Origin of the sequence: Pseudoalteromonas sp. NZS127_1 (genome assembly GCF_015864295.1) — a bacterium.
GTDB classification, from domain to species: Bacteria; Pseudomonadota; Gammaproteobacteria; order Enterobacterales; family Alteromonadaceae; genus Pseudoalteromonas; species Pseudoalteromonas arctica.
The window spans coordinates 57,350-77,734 of sequence record NZ_JADYXO010000001.1 but is presented as its reverse complement, the minus strand read 5'-3'; the positions used below and the strand labels follow the sequence as shown (position 1 = coordinate 77,734).

Below are 20,385 nucleotides of genomic sequence, written 5' to 3'. Positions count from 1 at the left end.
TGGTATTGTTCAAAAAAAGGTTGAGATTTTAAAAATGCAAAAGCCACCATTAACTTACCAGCAGCAACTGCGCTATTCTCGGCACATTATGCTGCCGCAGCTTGATATAGACGGACAAGAGCAGCTATGGCAATCGCATGCTTTAATTATTGGTGTGGGTGGGCTTGGGTGTGCGGTAGGTCAATACTTAGCGGCATCTGGCGTTGGGACGCTTACCTTAGTTGATAACGATGAAATAGACGTGACCAACCTGCAAAGGCAAATACTGTATAAAGAAAGTGATATTGGTAGTTCAAAATGCAGTGCTGCTAAAAAACAGCTTAACGCGCTTAATAGTGAAATAGACATAAACACCATTGAGGAATTTTTTGATACAAGTACCTCTACAGAACAATTATTTAATAACATTGATATAGTGATTGATTGCTCAGATAACCTAGCAACGCGCAATGCACTTAATAGCGCCTGTTTTAAAGCTAAAGTTCCGCTAGTGTCAGGCTCTGCAATACGTATGGAAGGACAAGTCGCGTGTTTTACTATGGATGAAAACAGCCATTGTTATGGCTGTTTATCACAATTTTTTAGTGAACAAACACAAAGCTGCTCTGAGTCTGGTGTGCTCTCCCCTATTGTGGGGCTAATTGGGAGTATTCAGGCGACTGAAGCGCTAAAAATGCTTGCTGGTTTGCCAAGTGGTTTAAGCGAGCACTTACTGCTGGTGGATGGCTTAAGCATGGAGTTTAATCGTTTTAAAATAGCTAAAAACAGTCAATGTGCGGTGTGCAGCATTTAGTTATTCTAGATTACTGATTGTTGTATAAAACACATCGCCCACTTTAAAGTCGTTTTTGTCCCACACTCGTCTTGAAGCCAAGCAATACAAAGTTTGCCCATCTACATTAAGCGTTAACTGCCACTTATTATTAATAAGCTCAGCCTGAGTTAATACCGACCTTAAAACATTACTGTGCGTTGTTTGCTCAGGTTTTAACGCACTAAACGACATTTGCTCACTTTCTATAATTAGCTTATTACTACTATCTACAAGTGCAGGAAGCACAAAAAGCGGCTGCTCACTTTGCTGTAATTGCAGTTGATATAGCCCGTAGTCTTCATCAAATTTAACCACATCGTAATTAATTAAGCTCAGCGGTGTTTGCCTGTCGTTTGCGTAAATAGCTTTTGCAACGTGCGAACTTGCACCTTGGTTTATCACCTTACCTTTATCAAGCTGAATAAGGGTATCGCAGCAAAATAGCAGCTCTTTTAATGAGTGACTTACTATTATAAATTTAATATTAAATTTAACTGCAAACTCGCTAAGTTTAGTGAGCGTTTTAAAACGCAATGACCAATCAAGCGCACTAAAAGGCTCATCAAGCATGATAAATTTTTGACCGGCAAGTAAAGTGCGCGCAAATACTACACGTTGGCGCTCGCCACCCGATAAGCTTTGTACATCACGATTTAGTAAGTCTTGTAATTCAAGTGTTTTAACAACGTATTCTAACCTTAAGCTGGTTTGCTTATTCCCACAGTGTTTTTGTGTAAACGCTAAATTACCTGCCACATCTAAATGAGGAAACAACGGGCACGATTGCAACTGAAGCGTAATACCGCGTTTATCGCTTGGTAACTCATGCACTGGCTGATTGTTTACATAAACACTTTTTGCCGGCTCTAAACCGCTAATACAACGCAGCAATGTTGACTTACCCGAGCCAGAAGGCCCGTAAACACCCAATACATTAAACGACTCAAGCTTAAGGTTTATATCTAAATCAAAATTATTGAGTGCTTTAAAAAGGCTTAACTTAATCATGTTATTGCTTAACCCCTACAATGCTTTTATTAAACTTAAATAACAGCACTAAACAGGCAAACGAAATAGCCAGTAAAATAAGTGAAAGCTGATGTGCCGCCGTATAATTTAACGATTCAACATGGTCGTAAAGCGCAATAGACACCACCTGTGTTTGCCCCTGAATATTGCCGCCAATCATTAATACCAAACCAAACTCACCCAATGTGTGCGCAAAGCCTAAAGCAAATGCGCTACCAATACTCGGTTTTAAAAGCGGAATAATTAAATGCACAAAGCGTTTAAACGGGCTTAACCCAAGCGCAATGGCAGCTTCGTTATAGGTTTGATTAATATGCTTAAACCCAGCCACAAGTGGCTGCATAACAAAAGGCAGTGAATAAAAAAGCGAGCCAATAACCACACCCTGAAAACTAAACGCAAGCTGTGTACCCGTTAGCCAAAACCAAAACTGCCCAAAAGCGTGATCAGGCGAAAATAAAACAAGTAAGTAAAACCCTAATAACGTAGGTGGCAGCACTAAAGGCATTGCAATTAATGCCTCTAAAAATGGTTTAAATTTACCATTATAGCCAGCGAGCTTGTAAGCCAGTGGAATACAAAAAACAAGAAGGAGCACTGCGGTTATAAAGGCAAGTTTTATAGTTAACCACAGCGCGGTTAAATCACTTTGAAGCATTATTGTCCTTTATTCTGTAACCTAATTCAATTAACTGCTGCTGCGTAGCCTGCGTCATTAAAAATTGCATGAGTTGCTTAGCGCTAGCACGCTTTTTAGTCGACTTAATAATAACGCCTTGTTGAATTATATCGGGATATTGATTGGTAGGCAGCACGGTGTAATCTAAATATTTTTGATCTTGCGTGTTACTGTAAGCTGCCTTTAGTGATGAAACAGCCACCAGCCCTACTCCTACATTACCGCTTTCAACAAACTGAAAAGCATGCGTAATATTATTACCGTACACATAATTTACTGGCTTTTTAAAATGGTTATTAGCGTAGTGCTCTGAGGCACGCCCGTATGGTGAAAAGCGCGGATTAGCAATGGCTACTTTATCATTTACTTTTTCAGCTTTTGGTTGCCACAAAGCAAGTTCGCCTAACGCGTAAGTGATTAAACTACTTTGCTCGGCATAGCCTTCTTTAATAAGTGATTGCGGTCGAAAATCGTCAGCCGATAAAAACACATCAAATGGCGCGCCATGCACTATTTGCGAATATAAAACACCGCTAGAAGCGGCTGATATTTTCACGTCAACATTAGGTAATGGGGATTTTTTTAGTAGGGTTTGCAATACAGTTTTAAAATTACTCGCTACGGCTACTTGCAGCGTTTCTTTTGCGTTTACGCCGCACGAAAGCATGCATGCGATAAGCAAAAAATAACCCAACCATGTATTGTAAAGCTTTGACATTATAAGTATTGTTTCAAAATAAAATGATTTAAGTAAGCAATATATATGAACGATGTTTGCAATGCACCCGGTTTATTGCCAATTGAAACTGCAATACAAAATATACTTGGCTCAATAACGCCAGTTAAAGACGTTGAAACCATCACTATAATGCAAAGCGTTGATCGCGTTTTAGCAAGCGATGTTAAATCAACTATAAACGTACCAGCGCATAACAACTCCGCAATGGATGGCTATGCGCTATGTATTTCAGATAAAAGCTTAACCTATACACAAGTAGGTAGCGTGTTTGCGGGGCAAGTTTTTGAAAAAACGCTTACCCCAGGGCAATGCGTAAGAATAATGACCGGCGCAGCCATTGCACCCGGAGCTAACGGGGTTGTAATGCAAGAAAACGCCTCGGTTGATGGCGATAAAATTACGTTTACTGCGCAACCTGAGCTAAATGAAAACGTGCGTTTTGCTGGTGAAGACATTGCAATCGACGATGTTATTTTAAAAGCAGGCGATAAATTAAAAGCCGTTGATGTGGGGTTACTTGCATCTTTGGGAATTGCCAATATAGACGTAGTAAGAAACTTAAAAATAGCCGTACTTTCTACAGGCGATGAGCTAATAGAACCTGGTCAGCCTCTTAAGCAAGGCGCTATTTTTGAAAGCAACCGCGCTGTTATTATTAGTGCGCTGCAACAAAAAAATATAGACGTGATTGATTTAGGAATTATTCCTGATGACAAAGAACTCATCACTAATGCATTTTTAAAAGCGAACGAACTTGCCGATGCCGTAATAAGCTCAGGCGGTGTATCGGTTGGTGAAGCTGACTTTACTAAAGAAGTGCTCAACGAAATTGGCGAAATTCACTTTTGGAAAATAGCCATGAAACCAGGCAAACCTTTTGCCTTTGGTAAACTAGCTAACAGTTACTTTTTTGGCTTGCCAGGTAACCCTGTGTCGGCTGCAGTTACGTTTAATCAGTTAGTAGAGCCGGCACTGCAAAAGCTGTCGGGTCTTGGTGAAGTAAACCCTAAAATGCGTTTTAACGCTGTTACTACATCCGTTATTAAAAAGCGCCCAGGAAGAGCCGACTTTCAACGCGGTACAGCAACAATTAACAAGCAAGGTGACTTGATGGTTGCCCCGTTTAATAAACAGGGCTCGGGTGTACTTTCGTCGCTTAGTAAAGCTAACTGCTTAATTGTAGTGCCAGCACAAAGCGGCAATATCGAAAAAGGCGCAACAGTAAGTATTGAGTTGCTATAAGCCTAAAATGCTACAGCTAACTGTATAATTTAGCTGTAGCGCTATGTAGGTCTTAAAATATTTTTATATTTAATGTTTGAATTAAACAATTTAACTTTTCGCTACGCCCTACAAACTCTTCTTTGCTCAATTTATTAACACACTTTAGCGCATTTTTAGTCGCAAAGTATCTATCATAACTTAGGCTTCTTTCGCATTTAACACTATACGTTGAGGGCCACGAGCCACCAGCACCTGTTGCTACTCCAACAACATTACATGTAGCATCTATATACTGCTCCCATGCTGATATTTGCGCTTTAACTGCATCAACTTGGTAATCATCAGTTAGTTGCGCGTAAATTTCATCCATCATTTTACTGATTTTAGTTTTGTATCTATTACCCTCTAAATTATAAGTATTGCCGGTGTGCATTGCACCGCCTTCTGGCCAACCATCAGCGCTTTGTGCAAATGCGCCAAATGATGAAATAGCAAAAGCAAACCCAATAATAATTTTATTCATTTTAAATCTCTTTAATACCAATCTGCTTATATATGGGGTCTATTTAACGTTAAGAAAATTACGCTAGAACTAGGCAAAAATTTTTGTATCTAGTTGTTCTCGGCAATTGCTCCCTGCATTGCTCTACCTCCTGCATCCATGCAGTCGTAAATAAAAAATTTTTAACGACGTTATAGTGCAATTTAATTCGTTAAATTGATCAAAGATTTATGCAGGTTGGTATAATAGTTAGACCAGATACCTGTAAAAAAACGCCTATAAAAAATGCCGCTAAGCTTAGCGGCATTATATTATTCAATAAGCTTTTAAAGAGGTCTATTTAAAAACCAAATATTTTTAAATCAAAAAACTTAGTCGCCACTGTATTTATAAATATCACAGCTAGAATGACAGGAATAAACGTTGAAAGTGAAAAGTTAACGTACTTTTCCATCAAGCTTCCCGCATAATTAGGCGAACCTAAGCTTAGCTCTTGCGTTAAGCGTGCTTTTTTCCAGCGGTACATTACAAACAAACACACCATTAAGCCATTAAGCGGTAAAATTGTGTCGTAAAATACATCAACAATAATATCAAAAAAGCTCTTATTAACGCCGCCATAACTGGTGAACGAAGTAAGGCTGTCAATCATACCAAACGACATTGTACATAAAATAGTAAGTACACCGGTTGAAAGTGTAAGGATGCCCAATGCTTTTTTACGGCTAATACCTTTACGGTCACTTAGTGTTGCTGTCGGTACTTCTACTATTGAAACAAGTGAAGTAATCGCTGCAAAAAATACTAATAAGAAGAATGAGAACGCAACAATAGACGCACCTACATAACCAATATCATTTTGCAGTGCTAATAATATTTTAGGTAGGTATACAAAAATCATTGATACAGACGAGTCAGAAAGTGCTGATGGGTCTGTGTTTGGATCAAAGCTAAATATAGCGGGCAACACCATTAGGCCCGCTACAAACGCAACGAGTGAGTCTGTAATAGCGACCATTTTCGCGCTACTTACAATGTCATCCTTTTTAGAAATATACGACGCGTAAGTCATTAATATACCCATACCCAGCGATAGCGAGAAAAACGCTTGGCTTAATGCGCCATTAAGTACACTTGCACTCATCTTAGAAAAATCAGGAATAATGTAGTATTTAACACCGGCCATTGCGTTATCAAGCGTTAATACATAAGTAACTAAAGCAAGTAGCATGAAAAGTAAGGCTGGCATTAAAAATTTAGCGGCTTTTTCTATGCCTTGTTTAACACCCCCTAATAAAATTAAGTTAACAATAATAACCACAACGGCCATATAACCAAACACAGTGTAACTATTAATAAAAACACCAAAGTGGCCAGGATCTGCAAGTAAATCTAAATTACCGAGGCCTGTTTGCGTTAAGTAACCAAAAATCCAAACCGTAATTACCATATAAAACACAGCAATCATAAATGGTGTAAGCACCGCTAAAAAACCTGCTAGCTTCCATTTTTTATCGTTATTAGATAATAGCTTGTACGAACCAAGTGGATCTTTTTGAGCGTTACGACCCATTGCCATTTCAGCCATCATGACTGGTAAACAAATGAACACGACAAATAAAGCGTAAATTAATAAGAATGCGCCACCACCATTTTTGGTAGCAGAAACCGGAAAACCAACTAAATTACCAATACCAACAGCCGAACCTGCCGCTGCCATTATGAATCCGAGACGGGAACTAAATCGTTCTCTATTTTCGCTCATGCATAAAACCTTTTTATTATTTTGTATATTTCAGCGACTCTACCAGTGTTACACAGATATTTTCAAGCAATTACAGCTTAAAAATAAAATCGAAGTGTAAACCTGTGTAAATACGCTTTTAATTCACCAATTTTCAACGCTGTGGTAGTATTGCGTTAATCAAATTTAACAATTTTTATGAGATTCCTTATGTTGTACATGATTCACTCAACAGACGTTGAAAACAGCTTAGAGCTTAGAAAAGCAGCACGCCCGGCACATTTAGCACGCCTTAGTGAGCTTGATTCACAAAACCGTTTATTAACTGCGGGTCCGTTTCCGGCAGTCGATAGTGAAGATCCTCAAGAAGCAGGTTTTACCGGTTCATTAGTTGTTGCTGAGTTTGAGTCAATAGAAGCAGCTCGAGAGTGGGCAGCAGCTGACCCTTACGTTGCCGCTGGCATCTATGAAAATACAATTGTTAAACCTTTCAAAAAAGTGTTCCCTGCTTAAAAGTGTATTAAACCCTAAGAGCGTGTGTTGCACTGTAATTCAGGGTTTGTTCACAAGATTTTAATTAAAATTACTGAGATAAAAGCGAATTTAGCGTTTTTACTTGAATTTTAGTAACTTAGTTAATTAAACTAAGTGGGTCTGGTCTAGGAGTTTTCCATTATGCGCGTATTATTAAGCCTCGGTTTTATTGCTTGTGTTAGCTTAGCTAACTTTGCTCAAGCAGCGACGGCCACCCAAGCATCTCATGCTGAGGTGGACAAAAAGAAAGCCGTAATACTTGCAAAGAAAACAATAGGCGGTAAGACCTTAAAAATTACCGAAAAAACAGATTTTTATACCGTACGAATACTCAAATCTGACGGCCACGTCGTTGATTTACATATAAATAAAAAAACCGGCGAAGTGAAAAAGGATTAACAAATGCGAATTTTAGTTATTGAAGACGATTTACATTTAGCAGATAACCTACGTAATGCTTTAGAAAAAGAACGTTACAGCGTGGATTTATGTCACGATGGTGAAGCAGGTCTTTTCCACATTACAGAATACCCGCTTGATATGGCCGTAGTTGATTTAGGTTTACCTAAAATAGACGGTATTGAGCTAATCAATAAAGCACGAGCACAAGGCATTACTATCCCTATTTTAATATTAACAGCGCGCGATCGCTGGCAGGATAAAGTAGAAGGTTTAGATGCAGGTGCAGATGACTACCTTACAAAACCATTTCATGTTGAAGAACTTATTGCACGTTGTAATGCATTAATTCGTCGCAGTGCTGGTAAAGCAAATCCAGAAATGACTGCGGGTCCAATTAAAATTCATACACGTTCACAACAAGTATGGGTTGATGATAAAGAACTTAGCCTTACAGCTTACGAATATAAAGTACTTGAATACTTAATGGTAAATCCGCAAAAAGTAATTTCTAAATCAGAACTTACTGAGCATATTTACGACCAAGATTTTGACCTTGATTCAAACGTAATTGAGGTATTTGTACTACGTTTGCGTAAAAAGCTTGATCCAGAAGGCGTACTAAACCCAGTAGAGACACTACGTGGGCGTGGTTACAGGCTTAAAAGCCAGTGGTAATACCGCAAATATCGTTAAAAATAAGGCAAGGATTTATCCTTGTCTTTGTTTTATTAGTCGCACTCCCTATCTTATTTTATTCAATAGGCAAAGCGTATTACGCTTCACTTGTTGATGCGACAGAAAAAACCCTCGAGGCACAGCTCTACTCGCTAATATCTGAAGTCGACTTTACTGAGCATGGTATTATTATGCCCAGCACTATTTTAGCGCCTGAGTTAAACAGATTAAATTCAGACACCTACGCAATGATTTACCGCGATGATGACCCTGTTTGGAACTCAGAATCGGCTGTAAATTTAAACTATGTACCAGAGCAAATAGAAACCAAAGCCGGTGCCGCCGACTTCAGGCGCGTGGAGTATAATAATACCGCGTACTGGCAACTTAGCCTGACTGTAATTTTAAACAACATAGATCAATCAGAACAAGCTCGCTTTATATTAGTCAAACGTAACGACGCTCTACTTCGTATAATGGATGGCTTTAAGCAAACCCTTGTAGATTGGATGTTTATCATGGGGATTGCAATTGCAGGCCTAATGGCGATTGGTTTCATTTGGAGCGCTCGCCCACTCCAACGACTCGATAAAGAGATAAAAGCGATTGAATCGGGTGATATTCAAGAAATTAAAGGCCTCTACCCTGTAGAGCTGCAAACAATAAAAGCAGACCTAAACTTGCTACTTGAGTCGCAACAGCGCCAAAAAGAGCGCTACAGAGCCTCATTAAGCGACCTTGCTCATGCACTTAAAACACCGCTTGCAGTACTAAAATCAAGTCCATTGGCAAACGATGCCGATGCACAAGAACAACTCGACCGAATTAATGTGATGATCGAGCACCAATTAAAGCGTGCTGCAACCGGTGCATCAGACACGTGGAAAAAGCAAACACCTATTAAGCCTGTACTTGATTCAATACTCAGTGCTATGGCAAAAGTATACCGTGATAAAGATATTATTTTTACCTGCACCGTAACCGAAAAAGATTACTTTCTAGGTGACCAAACAGATTTAATGGAATTACTCGGTAACTTGATTGATAACGCCTGTAAAGCGTGTCGCTCGCAAGTAGAAATACAAGTAATCCAAAGTAAAACTCTGTGTATTGGAATTAGCGATGATGGCCCTGGTGTGCCAGAGGATAAACGTGAATCTTTACTTACACGTGGTACTCGCCTCGATACATACGAAAGCGGACACGGCGTAGGCATGGCGATTGTATCTGATTTAGTTAAGTCGTATAACGGGACACTTACCATTACCGATGCTGATAACTTAGCCGGCGCTCAATTTATCTTAGAGTTTAATTACAATGACAAAAAGTAACTATTTATTAAAACTTACTGCCATTGTGCTATTAACTACAAGCCAGTACAGCTTTGCAGATGAGGCATGTACTTTAGCCGCTAAAGCAACAACCGATGAAGCTAAGCGGTATATTCAATGCCTAGATAGCCAGATTGATAAAGCAAAGCAAGCACAAGGCAGTTGGATACAAAAGCGCAAATATGAGCTAACTAAATCACAAGAAAGCACAGGCAATACGCAAGTATTACCGTTATTTATGCGCAGCATTAAAAATAACGAAAAGTACCTTGAGAGTGCCTGCCAATGGCGTTACTTAATAAAACTTCCTAATGCGACAACAGCAGCCATTAGCTATAAACTCTGTGAAATTGAGCTTATAAATCAATTTACAGAATCACTAAAACACCCATTTTAACGTAACTTAAAGCACACTAAACTAGTTACGTTTATCTACTCGTTCCCTTTAGCCTACTTGACAATTTATTCATATCAAAACAAACTACCTACTAGTAGATTGCTAAATAGCTAATAGGTAAACAAATGACTAAACCAGTAATAATTATAGGTGGCGGACTGGCCGGCTTATACAGTGCGTATAAATTACAACTGCTTAATATTGAGTACTTATTACTGGAAGCCAAATCGCAATTAGGCGGCCGAATTTTTGCTGCGCAATCACCAATAAATAACGATGTTAGTTTTGATTTGGGTCCTACGTGGATATTTCCCCACCAACCAAAAATTCAAGCTTTAGTAAAGTCACTCCGCTTAAGTATATTTGAGCAATACAACAAAGGTGATGTGTTATATCAAGCGCCTAATTCCAAGCAACCTCAACAAATTGCAGGTGCTGGAGATATGCAACTATTTAGACTCAAACACGGCATGAATACTTTAATAACAGCCTTATACGAGCAACTTAATCCTGATTCAGTGTTATTAGAACACAATGTCACTGAGCTTAAAGAAGGTGATAATAACTGGCAAATTACGGTTAATCACTTAGGTAACATAAAGCAATTTACTACTGAAAAACTAATTTCAGCAATTCCTGCTCGTATGGTTACAACACACTTAACACCTGAACTATGGGCTACTCCAACGCTCATAAACCGCCTTAGTAGTGTACCTACATGGATGGCAGGACAAGCCAAATTTATAGCTACTTTTGAACATGCATTTTGGCGTGATAAAAACTTATCAGGACAATGCTTTAGTCGCGTAGGCCCTATGGTCGAAATTCACGATGCCAGTGCTGAAGATGGCAATTACGCCGCATTATTTGGCTTTATAGGTGTGCCCTACTTATCACGAAACCAAGTAACTAAAGAGCAATTAATTCAAGCCTGTGCCCAGCAGCTTAGCTACTTTTATGGTAAAGATGCTGAAAAGGCAACGGGGTATTTTATTAAAGACTGGGCAGACGATAAGTTTGTAGCTAATAGAGACGATCAAACTCAGCCTTCGCAGCACCCAGAATTTGATTTTTCAGGCTTAGATGAGCAATTAAATAACTTGAACATTCATTTTGTAGCGAGTGAGTTTGCAAAACAAGAAGCTGGATATTTAGAAGGCGCAATAAACGCGGTGGATGACGCTATTAAATTGTTTGTTAATTAATAGCCCTGTATTTACTGATAACTTAACCATCAAGGGCTTTAATTTTACAGCCCTTGATGGTTATAAATGTTAGTTATTTTTAGCAACGTCTTCGCCACTGCCTAGTAGAGTGGCAACCCACTTACCTTCAGCACTGGCTTCTAAGCCTATTTTTACAATCATCGTTAATGGCACAGATAAAAGCATACCCACAGTACCTAATAACCAGCCCCAAAATATTAATGATAAAAATACCACTAATGTTGAAAGGCCCAGCCCTTTGCCCAAAAACTTAGGCTCTACAATATTGCCCATTACCGTATTTATTGTTAAATAACCTGCAGCAACCAATCCCGCAATTAACGGACCTTGAGTAATAAGCGCAAGTAATACAGCCGGTACAGCCGCAATAATTGACCCAATATTAGGAATGTAATTGAACATAAATGCCAATACCCCCCACAGCACAAAGTAGTCAACGTCTAAAATCCATAAGTAAAACGCAGCAATAATACCCGTACCTAAACTTACTAGTGTTTTAATTGCCAGATATGAATTAATAGACTCTAAAAAGCGGTCAATTTGCTTCATTTTGCTATCGGGATCTTCAAGTGCCATGTGTATTTTTTTGCTCAGCATTGGCCCTTCAAACAACATAAAAACAACGGTTAAAATAATTAAAAACATGTTTGCCATTACGCCACCTAAACCGGTGAGCATATTAGTGGCTACATCAACCATTTTACCTGGGTCGAACATATTGATTAACTGTTCTTTATTAATCAGTATGTTGTATTGAGATGCTAAATCTACAAGCCATACAAATTCTTCTTTGAGTTGTGTTTTATACTCAGGAAGTTGCTGCGAAAAATCGTTTATTGATTGCCCTACAAGCCCGCCAAGGCTTACACCTAAGCCAACTATAATAAGCACTACCAACATAACAGCAATGCCTTTAGGAATTCGGTAGCGCGCAAAAAACTTGATAAGCGGATTACAAATAATGGCAATAAACGCCGCCAAAATAAACGGAATAATAATTACACTTGCCGCTTTTATCCCCGCGAGTACGACCACTAAGGAAGCAAAAACTATTAAGCTTTTATTTACTCCAGTTAAACTTGCCAATTTATTAATCCTTTTATTAATGATATGGCTTTAGTGTAAGGCAAAAGGTAATTAAATGAAATAATTACGAAGTGATCATAAAAGCCTGTTTTACGTATAAATTTGCAAAGCTGTTTGCTAGCGAGTATGTTTTTTAATCACTTGCTACTATTTTATTGTAAGGATTAATAATGCATATATTTGTTACTGGCGCGACGGGATTAATTGGTAAGCACTTATGCCCTTTTTTACTTCATCATAATACTGTTACTGTGCTTAGCCGAAATCCAACTAAAGCAAACGTATTATTGGGCCATAAAGTTAAAGCCGTAAGCAATGTCAATGCAGTAGATTTTAACACTGTTGATATTGTTATTAATTTAGCTGGCGAACCTATTGTAAATAAACGCTGGAGCGACAAACAAAAACAAATAATACGCGACAGCCGTATTGGTGTTACACAACAAATTAGTGAAGCTATTAAAGCTTGTAGCACTGCCCCGCATACTTATATATCTGGAAGCGCCGTTGGGTTTTATGGTCGACAAAATAGTAACCCTATTGATGAAACTTTTGAAAACCCACACGACGAATTTAGCCACCAGCTTTGTAAAGACTGGGAAAATGCAGCGCTACTCGCGCAATCAGAACACACCAGAGTGTGCCTTTTGCGCACGGGTATTGTTTTAGCTAAAAAAGGTGGAGCATTAAGTAAAATGCTACCCGCTTTTAAATTGTGTTTAGGCGGCCCAATTGGTAATGGCGAGCAAGGAATGTCGTGGATACACATCGACGATATGATTCAGCTAATACTTTTTATTATTAAGCATCCAGAAATATCTGGCCCTGTTAACGCAACTGCGCCAAATCCTGTAAGCAATGCTCAATTTGGTAAAAGCTTAGGCGAGGCGTTATCGCGACCTGCATTTATCACTATGCCCACTGCAGTACTTAAACTATTAATGGGTGAAATGTCAGACTTACTAACAACGGGACAATTTGTAGTCCCTAAAAAGGCACTCGTTTATAATTATCGTTTTCATCATCCTGATATTAAATCAGCTTTAGAGAGTTTGGTTTAGCGGGCGTTAATAATTCTTGAGGTAAAATATAAAAATTGAAAAAGCAATCCTTTTAACTGAATTGACCTTTTCTTATTAATACATAATAATTACAACAGTTAGTTAAATATATATTTCATCATTTTATAATAAAGAGAATAAATCATGTTTCATTTGCCTACTGTGATCTTCTTCTCTTTTATCCTTAACTTGTTCATAAGCTTATTTTTTCTCTCAATTTATAAATATAAAAAACAAACATCTTTTTTATTATTTGGTTTAGCCTGTGCCACATTTGCATTAGCCGAAATACTGGCATGTTTGCGCTTATTCATAGACTTTCCTTTAATAACCCACTATTTAGCTAGTGTTTCAATGATTACTAGCCCACTTTTAATTATTGTTGGACTATATAAATACAAAAACGTACAAAATATTAGCTTAATGCCTCTTTACTGCATATTTGGTTTTTCTAGCTTATTGTTATTGGCAATTTATCCTTTCGGTGCAGCAAAAATGCTAACGAGTTTAGTAATTTCCGGATTATTTATTTACACAGCGTATTTAATCAAAAGCATGAGCTTTGTTGCTAAAGCCCAGAAAAAGGCGTTAATTACCTGCTTTTTAGTGCACAGTGGAGTTATGTTTTTAAATGCTATATTTCTATCAATACCGGTACTTAGTTCGAGTATTCAAGATGTAGCAACCCCTTTGCAAATTGTGCTTATTAGTCATTTACTATTAGCCACACTGAGTGCTCTTATACTGCCATTTTTGTTATTTTCTAATAGTGAATATACGCTATCGAACCTTGCCAATACCGACTCTCTTACACAGTTATTTAATCGCAGAGGTTTCTTTAATAACGCCAAAGCAGTCCTTAAACAACCTAATAACAATGATATAAATGTATCTATAATTATTCTAGATATCGACTTTTTTAAGCATGTAAACGATAAGTACGGCCACGACACGGGCGATCAAGCAATTAAATGGATTGCGCAGCACATAAAAGAGCAATTTATTGATGAGGGTATTTGCGCCAGAATAGGCGGTGAAGAATTTGCAATATTACTACCAGACTATTCCCTACGAGCAGCTAAAGAATATGCAGAGCACTTACGTGAAAATATTTCTAAGCATCCGTTTTATTATCAAAACGCGCATATAAAACTATCTGTGAGCGCGGGAGTGAGTCACTCTGTAAATGGTAAAATGAGTGTAAAAGACTTACTGTCGTTGGCTGATAAACGCCTTTATCTTGCTAAAGAAACCGGCAGAGATAAAGTAGTTAGCTTTGACGAAAAAAACCTCTTAATGCAGTGTTAATTATTTTACAAGCTATTATAAAAAAGGTTCTTCCTATAAAAACGTGGTAACCCTTTGTATTTATAGCGACTTGTTCTTTTTTAGTTATATCAATTAGCTCAAGTATTTATGCAGGTTAGTATTAATCCTCTACATAAAAAAAGCCCTTCATTCGAAGGGCTTTGGTATACACACAATAGAGTTAATAAACTACTTACAAGACAGTGTAGCTTCGCCTGCCTTATTTGGCACAAACTGAATATTAGCCACAGAAATTGATGCTTTACCATTGCTGCGTAAGCTAAATGGGCTTGTTAGGTTTGCAAAATTAACACCCTTATCAGCAAAACAACCTAAATCGATTGATACTGACTGCCATTTATTCTCAATGGTTTTATCCACTACGTTTGCTAAATCAATGCTTGCACCACATTCACCCGAGCAAGTCATAGCAAGTGCTATATCACTCGTTAGTGCTTCGTTTAATTTAATATCAAAACTAATCACACTATCGGCTTCAACGTAGGCAATGGTATCTTCTGCAAAGCTTGTTACTATTTCAGCACTGGCTTTTTCTGCACCGCTAAAGTTAAATTGGCGCGCGTCTTCTTGTACTATTTTGTCCTCAGTTCGGTATTTAATTGCACCAAATTCATGTGTACTACTCGATACATCTAAAAGCTCATCGCCCGATTTTAACAATAAGCGCCATGGCGCTACAGGTGCACCAACAAGTATATCCATACTCGTAAGCCCTGAGTTATCAAGTTTAGAGTCTTCATCAAGGTCGTCAGCTAGCACGTTTTTATCGCCGTACGTTAAACCAAAACCATAAGGAAGTAATGGGTCGTAATTTTCATCGCCTTTATTAACCGCAGTTTGTACCGCTGATTTAGGCCAAGAAAACGATAATTTACCTTTAAAGTTATTTTGAATGGTGCCGTCTGCCGCTTTTAATAAAACATCAGCAATACCTGCGCCTTCTGTACCTGGCAACCATGCAGCTACAAACGCGTCAGATGCGTTAAGTTCACTGTTCACCCACATAGGTCGACCTGATATAAACACCGATACAACAGGAATACCTTGCTCTTTTAGCGAGTTTAAAAGTGCTAATGACTTTTTATTTCCGCGCTCAAACTCTAGGTTATCTTTATCGCCGTGCCCTTCTGCGTAAGGTTCTTCACCAAATACAACAATAGCAACATCAGGACGCTGTTCAAACGTACCATCAGCACTTAAAGTAACACTTCCACCTGCTGCAGATATTTGTTCTTCAAGCCCTTTGTAAATTGACGTTGCTCCAGGGAAATCAGCATTTTTATTATTAGTCCCCTGCCACGTAATACTCCAACCACCCGACTGTTTACCTATATTATCAGCACCATCACCTGCAACAAGTACGCGTTGATTAGCTTCGATAGGTAATAGGTTATTTTTATTTTTAAGTAATACAAGCGATTCGCGCACAGCTTGACGTGCGACTTCGCGATGCTCTTGCGCGCCAATAAGTTCTGTTTTACCCGAGTAAAGACGCTTAGCCGGGCTTGGTTTATCAAATAAACCAGCGCGAAGTTTTACGCGTAATATTCTGCTCACTGCATCATCAATACGCGACATACTAATTTCGCCTGACTTAACTTGCGCAATTGTATTGTTATAAAGAGGCTTCCAGGCACCTGTTGGCACCATAAATATATCAAGGCCTGCATTAACGGCTTGTGCACAACTTTCGTTAGTACAGCCTTCAATTTGCCCATGACCATTCCAATCGCCCACTACAAAACCATCAAAACCCATACGTGTTTTTAATACATCAGTAAGTAAGTATTTATTGCCGTGATTTTTAACGCCATTCCAGCTATTAAAAGACGCCATAACCGATTGGCTACCCGCCGACAAACCACCAACATAACCTTGGGCATGAATATCAAATAGCGATTGTTCGCTATCTATATTATTTCCCTGATCATCCCCATCAACGGTGCCGCCATCGCCAATAAAGTGCTTAACCGTGCTAATAACACGCTTATCACTTAAAAAGTCGCCATCGGCTTTACCTTGCAATCCATTTACAATCGCTGCTGAGTAATCGTGAACAATCTTTGGATCTTCAGAGTAGCCTTCGTACGTTCTGCCCCAGCGATCGTCGCGCACTACGGCAACTGTGGGTGCAAATACCCAATCAATACCCGTAGCCATTACTTCTACTGCGGTAATAGACGCTATTTGCTCTATTAAATCTGGGTTATTAGCCGCGCCTAAACCAATGTTATGTGGAAAAAGCGTCGCGCCAATTACGTTATTATGACCATGTACTGCATCGGTGCCCCACATAGTTGGGATACTACTGCCATCAAGTGAGTCATCAACAGAAGCTTGATAAAAGCTCTCTGCTAAGGCTACCCAGTCCATTGGTGTTGCGTGTTTGTCGCCATTAGGGAATGCACCACCGCCATTAAGATATGAACCAAAGCCATATTTACGCATGTCTTCAACGGTAATATCACGAATTTCTGGCTGAATCATTTGAGCAACCTTTTGCTCAAGTGTCATTGCTTTTAAATAGTTAACTATTTTAGCTTCAATATCGGCATCTTTTTTAACAGCAATATTAAGTTTTGGCCAAATTTGCGCTGTTTTAGATAACGTTTCATTACTTTCAACCGATGTCACTGCGTCGTTTGAACAAGCCGATAAAGTACCTACTGATGCAATTAATGTTGCTAAGGCTATTTTATTAAGTGTAAAAGGGGTTTTCATTATAGAGTCTCCTGCGCTTGAACTGGTTTGCTACCGCTTAAACCATAGAACACGATAAATATGTAACATAAAATAGGTAAAACATACGAAAGTTGAACACCCACACTATCAGCAAGTGCACCTTGTAAAAGTGGCACTATTGCACCACCTACAATCGCCAAACACAAAATACCAGAGCCTTGAGCGGTATGCTTACCAAGCCCATTTAACGCTAAACTAAAAATAGTGGGGAACATAATAGAATTGAATAAACCAACCAATAGTATTGACCACATTGCTAATTGACCTGACGTGCTCATGGCAATAACGACTAAGATAATAGCCATGGTCGCGTTAAAGCCAAGTACTTTACCAGCGGGTAATTTTTGCATTACAGCAGCACCAATAAAACGCCCAACCATAGCACCACCAAAATAATAAGTGATGTAATGAGCTGCAGCATGCTCTTTTAGTCCTGCAATATGTTCTTGCGCTAAAAAGCTTACTAAAAAGCTACCAATTGCCACTTCTGCGCCAACATACATAAATATACCCACAGCACCTAATGTTAGGTGACGGTATTGCCATGCACTGCCTTCAATTTTTTCTGAGTTTTTAGCCGCTTCTTTTTGCTCGCTCATAATGTCTGGTAATTTAAGCCATGCAAAAATACCGGCTAGTAAAATAAGCATTGCAGCTAAAAGGAGGTAAGGAAGTTGAACTGACTCTGCATTTTGTGCAGGTGTTAAAAAGGCTTCTGACGCTGAGTCCAGAATTAACAGAGCACCAAATGATGGCGCAACCGTAGTACCTAACGCGTTAAAAGCTTGAGTAAGCGTTAAACGAGACGACGCTGTTTTTGCTGAACCCAACAAACTTACATAAGGATTTGCAGATACTTGTAATAACGTTATGCCACTGGCAAGTACAAATAAAGCGAATAAAAATACAGGATAACTATGTAAAGACGCTGCTGGGTAAAATAAGACACACCCTACTGCCGCAATTAAAAGCCCAACCACGATTCCTTTTTTATAACCAAGCTTTTTAACAATGTGTCCACTAGGGAGTGACATTAAAAAGTAAGCGCCAAAAAAGCAAAACTGCACAAGCATTGCTTGTACATACGTTAAATCGAAAACCGCTTTTAAATGCGGAATCAAAATATCATTTAAGCAAGTAATAAAACCCCACATAAAAAACAGTGAAGTTAAAGATGTAAGTGCAAAACCATAGTTTTTATCTTGGTGGTTTTGCGACTGTGTGTGTGATGTCAGTGGTGCTGAACTAGCCATGTGCTCTCCGCAATTTATTATTATAAATTGATCTTCAGTAAGTAATTAATACAAACCCCGCTAAGGCGCAGTATTTAAGAGTTGACCTGAAGATTAATTAACATTAATCTAAAAATGTAAGCGCTTTCACAGCTAATTAAATACGAACATGTTACATATTTCAACAACTTTTATTTTTAATAATGCTTTGTACCCGCTGAAAGTCAGTAAAAATAAGCGCTAAGCGTGCAATTAAGTTCTCAAAAAGGTTTGTAACCAATGACAAAAATATCATTACCATTTAATTCACCTCTATTAACAAAAGACTTTGTTTATGGTGTAGCTACAGCATCATTTCAGATAGAGGGCGGATATGAGCATCGCTTACCGTGTATTTGGGATACCTTTTGTAGTACTGCAGGTAAAATTGCTGACAATTCACATGGTCATATTGCCTGCGATCATTACAATAATTGGCAACAAGACATAGATTTAATAGAGTCTCTAGGTGTTGATGCATACAGGCTTTCTATTTCATGGCCTCGCGTGATGACTCAAGACGGAAAGTTAAATCCTGTAGGCGTTAAGTTTTATACTGATATTTTAGATGAGCTAAAACGAAAAAATATAAAAGCCTTTGTTACTTTGTACCACTGGGATTTACCGCAACACCTTGAAGATGAAGGCGGCTGGCTCAACAGAAAAACAGCTTATGCATTTGAGCAATACGTAGAACTAATTACTAACGCATTTGGAACACGAGTGTATTCGTACGCTACATTAAACGAACCCTTTTGCAGCGCGTTTTTAGGTTACGAAATTGGCATACATGCCCCAGGTCTAGTAGGCAAGCAGTATGGTAAAAAAGCAGCTCATCACTTACTACTCGCTCATGGTCTGGCTATGAGCGTGCTAAATAAAACATCGCCTAATACTAAAAACGGCATTGTGCTTAACTTTACACCCGCATATCCACTTACCGATAATCAACAAGACATAGACAGTGCCAAATACGCTGATGACTACTTAAATCAGTGGTACATGAAACCAATAATGGATGGTAAATACCCCGATATAATTAACCAATTACCAAGCGATCATTTACCAGACATACACCCTGGTGATATGGAATTAATTTCTCAGCCAATTGATTACTTAGGCATTAACTTTTATACCCGCCAAATTTATAAAGCGCATCCTACTGACATTTATGAACCCATTGCACCTACGGGTCCGTTAACTGATATGGGATGGGAGATTTATCCGCAATCGTTCACCGATTTGCTCGTATCGCTTAATAAAACATACACGCTACCGCCTATTTATATAACCGAAAATGGCGCAGCCATGCCCGATACATATAATAATGGTGAAGTTAACGACTTAGATCGTTTAAATTACTATAATGATCACTTAAATGCGGTTCATAATGCGATTGAACAAGGTGTTGTTATACATGGCTACTTTGCTTGGAGCTTAATGGATAACTTTGAATGGGCAGAAGGTTATTTAAAACGTTTTGGTATTGTGTATGTAGATTATAAGACGCAGCAACGCACCATTAAAAATAGTGGCTTAGCTTATAAAGAACTCATCTCTAAAAGATAAGAGTATACCCACAACTAAAAACAAGTATAAA

At 38.6% G+C, this 20,385-nt stretch carries 19 protein-coding genes; 11 read left to right on the top strand and 8 right to left on the bottom strand.

Features of this window, described 5'->3' with window-relative positions; genetic code table 11:
- Window positions 1–34 precede the first annotated feature (34 nt).
- Complete coding sequence (gene moeB, locus I6F50_RS00320) at window positions 35–793, top strand: molybdopterin-synthase adenylyltransferase MoeB (RefSeq protein WP_165727753.1); 759 nt, start codon at window positions 35–37, stop codon at window positions 791–793.
- Here moeB and I6F50_RS00315 read toward each other — a convergent pair whose 3' ends face one another.
- The 3 genes from I6F50_RS00315 to modA are packed head-to-tail and all read right to left on the bottom strand — an operon-like array spanning window position 794 to window position 3,240.
- Complete coding sequence (locus I6F50_RS00315) at window positions 794–1,822, bottom strand: ATP-binding cassette domain-containing protein (RefSeq protein ID WP_197175005.1); 1,029 nt, start codon at window positions 1,820–1,822, stop codon at window positions 794–796.
- 1 nt (window position 1,823) lies between these two features.
- Complete coding sequence (modB, locus tag I6F50_RS00310) at window positions 1,824–2,501, bottom strand: molybdate ABC transporter permease subunit (protein WP_002959821.1); 678 nt, start codon at window positions 2,499–2,501, stop codon at window positions 1,824–1,826.
- A complete protein-coding gene (gene modA / locus I6F50_RS00305) occupies window positions 2,488–3,240 on the bottom strand; it encodes a molybdate ABC transporter substrate-binding protein (RefSeq protein WP_197174999.1) in 753 nt (250 codons plus the stop codon). The genes modB and modA overlap by 14 nt, the downstream gene beginning before the upstream one ends.
- Window positions 3,241–3,285: 45 nt before the next feature.
- On the opposite strand from modA, the gene glp reads away from it, so the two are divergent.
- Window positions 3,286–4,503, top strand: a complete 1,218-nt coding sequence (gene glp, locus I6F50_RS00300; RefSeq protein ID WP_197174998.1) for a gephyrin-like molybdotransferase Glp — start codon at window positions 3,286–3,288, stop codon at window positions 4,501–4,503.
- Between the two features lie 52 nt (window positions 4,504–4,555).
- On the opposite strand, the gene I6F50_RS00295 is transcribed toward glp, so the two are convergent.
- Both I6F50_RS00295 and I6F50_RS00290 read right to left on the bottom strand, forming a co-directional pair.
- Window positions 4,556–5,008, bottom strand: a complete 453-nt coding sequence (locus I6F50_RS00295; RefSeq protein ID WP_165727747.1) for a DUF1311 domain-containing protein — start codon at window positions 5,006–5,008, stop codon at window positions 4,556–4,558.
- A 319-nt stretch (window positions 5,009–5,327) separates the two neighbouring features.
- Window positions 5,328–6,752: a sodium-dependent transporter gene (locus tag I6F50_RS00290; protein ID WP_010552537.1), complete on the bottom strand. Its 1,425-nt coding sequence runs from the start codon at window positions 6,750–6,752 to the stop codon at window positions 5,328–5,330.
- A gap of 189 nt (window positions 6,753–6,941) precedes the next feature.
- On the opposite strand from I6F50_RS00290, the gene I6F50_RS00285 reads away from it, so the two are divergent.
- From I6F50_RS00285 to I6F50_RS00260, 6 genes are all read left to right on the top strand, one after another.
- Window positions 6,942–7,244: a YciI family protein gene (locus I6F50_RS00285; RefSeq protein WP_010552536.1), complete on the top strand. Its 303-nt coding sequence runs from the start codon at window positions 6,942–6,944 to the stop codon at window positions 7,242–7,244.
- A gap of 162 nt (window positions 7,245–7,406) precedes the next feature.
- Window positions 7,407–7,664, top strand: a complete 258-nt coding sequence (locus tag I6F50_RS00280) for a PepSY domain-containing protein (RefSeq protein WP_002959808.1) — start codon at window positions 7,407–7,409, stop codon at window positions 7,662–7,664.
- A gap of 3 nt (window positions 7,665–7,667) precedes the next feature.
- A complete protein-coding gene (locus tag I6F50_RS00275; RefSeq protein WP_007375447.1) occupies window positions 7,668–8,342 on the top strand; it encodes a response regulator transcription factor in 675 nt (224 codons plus the stop codon).
- Window positions 8,336–9,673 carry an ATP-binding protein gene (locus tag I6F50_RS00270; protein ID WP_007585276.1) on the top strand — a complete coding sequence of 446 codons (1,338 nt, stop codon included), beginning with the start codon at window positions 8,336–8,338 and terminating at the stop codon, window positions 9,671–9,673. Before I6F50_RS00275 ends, I6F50_RS00270 begins: the two co-directional genes overlap by 7 nt.
- A complete protein-coding gene (locus tag I6F50_RS00265; protein ID WP_007585278.1) occupies window positions 9,660–10,070 on the top strand; it encodes a hypothetical protein in 411 nt (136 codons plus the stop codon). The genes I6F50_RS00270 and I6F50_RS00265 overlap by 14 nt, the downstream gene beginning before the upstream one ends.
- 125 nt (window positions 10,071–10,195) lie before the next feature.
- Window positions 10,196–11,275, top strand: a complete 1,080-nt coding sequence (locus I6F50_RS00260) for an FAD-dependent oxidoreductase (RefSeq protein ID WP_197140181.1) — start codon at window positions 10,196–10,198, stop codon at window positions 11,273–11,275.
- A 69-nt stretch (window positions 11,276–11,344) separates the two neighbouring features.
- On the opposite strand, the gene I6F50_RS00255 is transcribed toward I6F50_RS00260, so the two are convergent.
- A complete protein-coding gene (locus tag I6F50_RS00255) occupies window positions 11,345–12,382 on the bottom strand; it encodes an AI-2E family transporter (protein WP_007585280.1) in 1,038 nt (345 codons plus the stop codon).
- A gap of 170 nt (window positions 12,383–12,552) precedes the next feature.
- Here I6F50_RS00255 and I6F50_RS00250 point away from each other — a divergent pair, with 170 nt between their 5' ends.
- Together I6F50_RS00250 and I6F50_RS00245 are read left to right on the top strand one after the other, a co-directional pair.
- The gene (locus tag I6F50_RS00250) at window positions 12,553–13,443 is read left to right on the top strand and encodes a TIGR01777 family oxidoreductase (protein ID WP_165727742.1); all 891 of its coding nucleotides are present in this window, start codon (window positions 12,553–12,555) and stop codon (window positions 13,441–13,443) included.
- A gap of 354 nt (window positions 13,444–13,797) precedes the next feature.
- Entirely contained in the window at window positions 13,798–14,751 is a 954-nt protein-coding gene (locus I6F50_RS00245) for a GGDEF domain-containing protein (protein ID WP_197118788.1), read from the top strand.
- Between the two features lie 189 nt (window positions 14,752–14,940).
- Here I6F50_RS00245 and I6F50_RS00240 read toward each other — a convergent pair whose 3' ends face one another.
- Together I6F50_RS00240 and I6F50_RS00235 are read right to left on the bottom strand one after the other, a co-directional pair.
- The gene (locus I6F50_RS00240) at window positions 14,941–17,493 is read right to left on the bottom strand and encodes an exo 1,3/1,4-beta-D-glucan glucohydrolase (protein WP_197174996.1); all 2,553 of its coding nucleotides are present in this window, start codon (window positions 17,491–17,493) and stop codon (window positions 14,941–14,943) included.
- On the bottom strand, window positions 17,493–18,767 hold the full coding sequence (locus tag I6F50_RS00235; RefSeq protein WP_165721849.1) for a sugar MFS transporter: 1,275 nt from the start codon (window positions 18,765–18,767) through the stop codon (window positions 17,493–17,495). The genes I6F50_RS00240 and I6F50_RS00235 overlap by 1 nt, the downstream gene beginning before the upstream one ends.
- 258 nt (window positions 18,768–19,025) lie before the next feature.
- Here I6F50_RS00235 and I6F50_RS00230 point away from each other — a divergent pair, with 258 nt between their 5' ends.
- Window positions 19,026–20,354: a GH1 family beta-glucosidase gene (locus tag I6F50_RS00230; RefSeq protein WP_197174995.1), complete on the top strand. Its 1,329-nt coding sequence runs from the start codon at window positions 19,026–19,028 to the stop codon at window positions 20,352–20,354.
- Window positions 20,355–20,385: the final 31 nt, after the last annotated feature.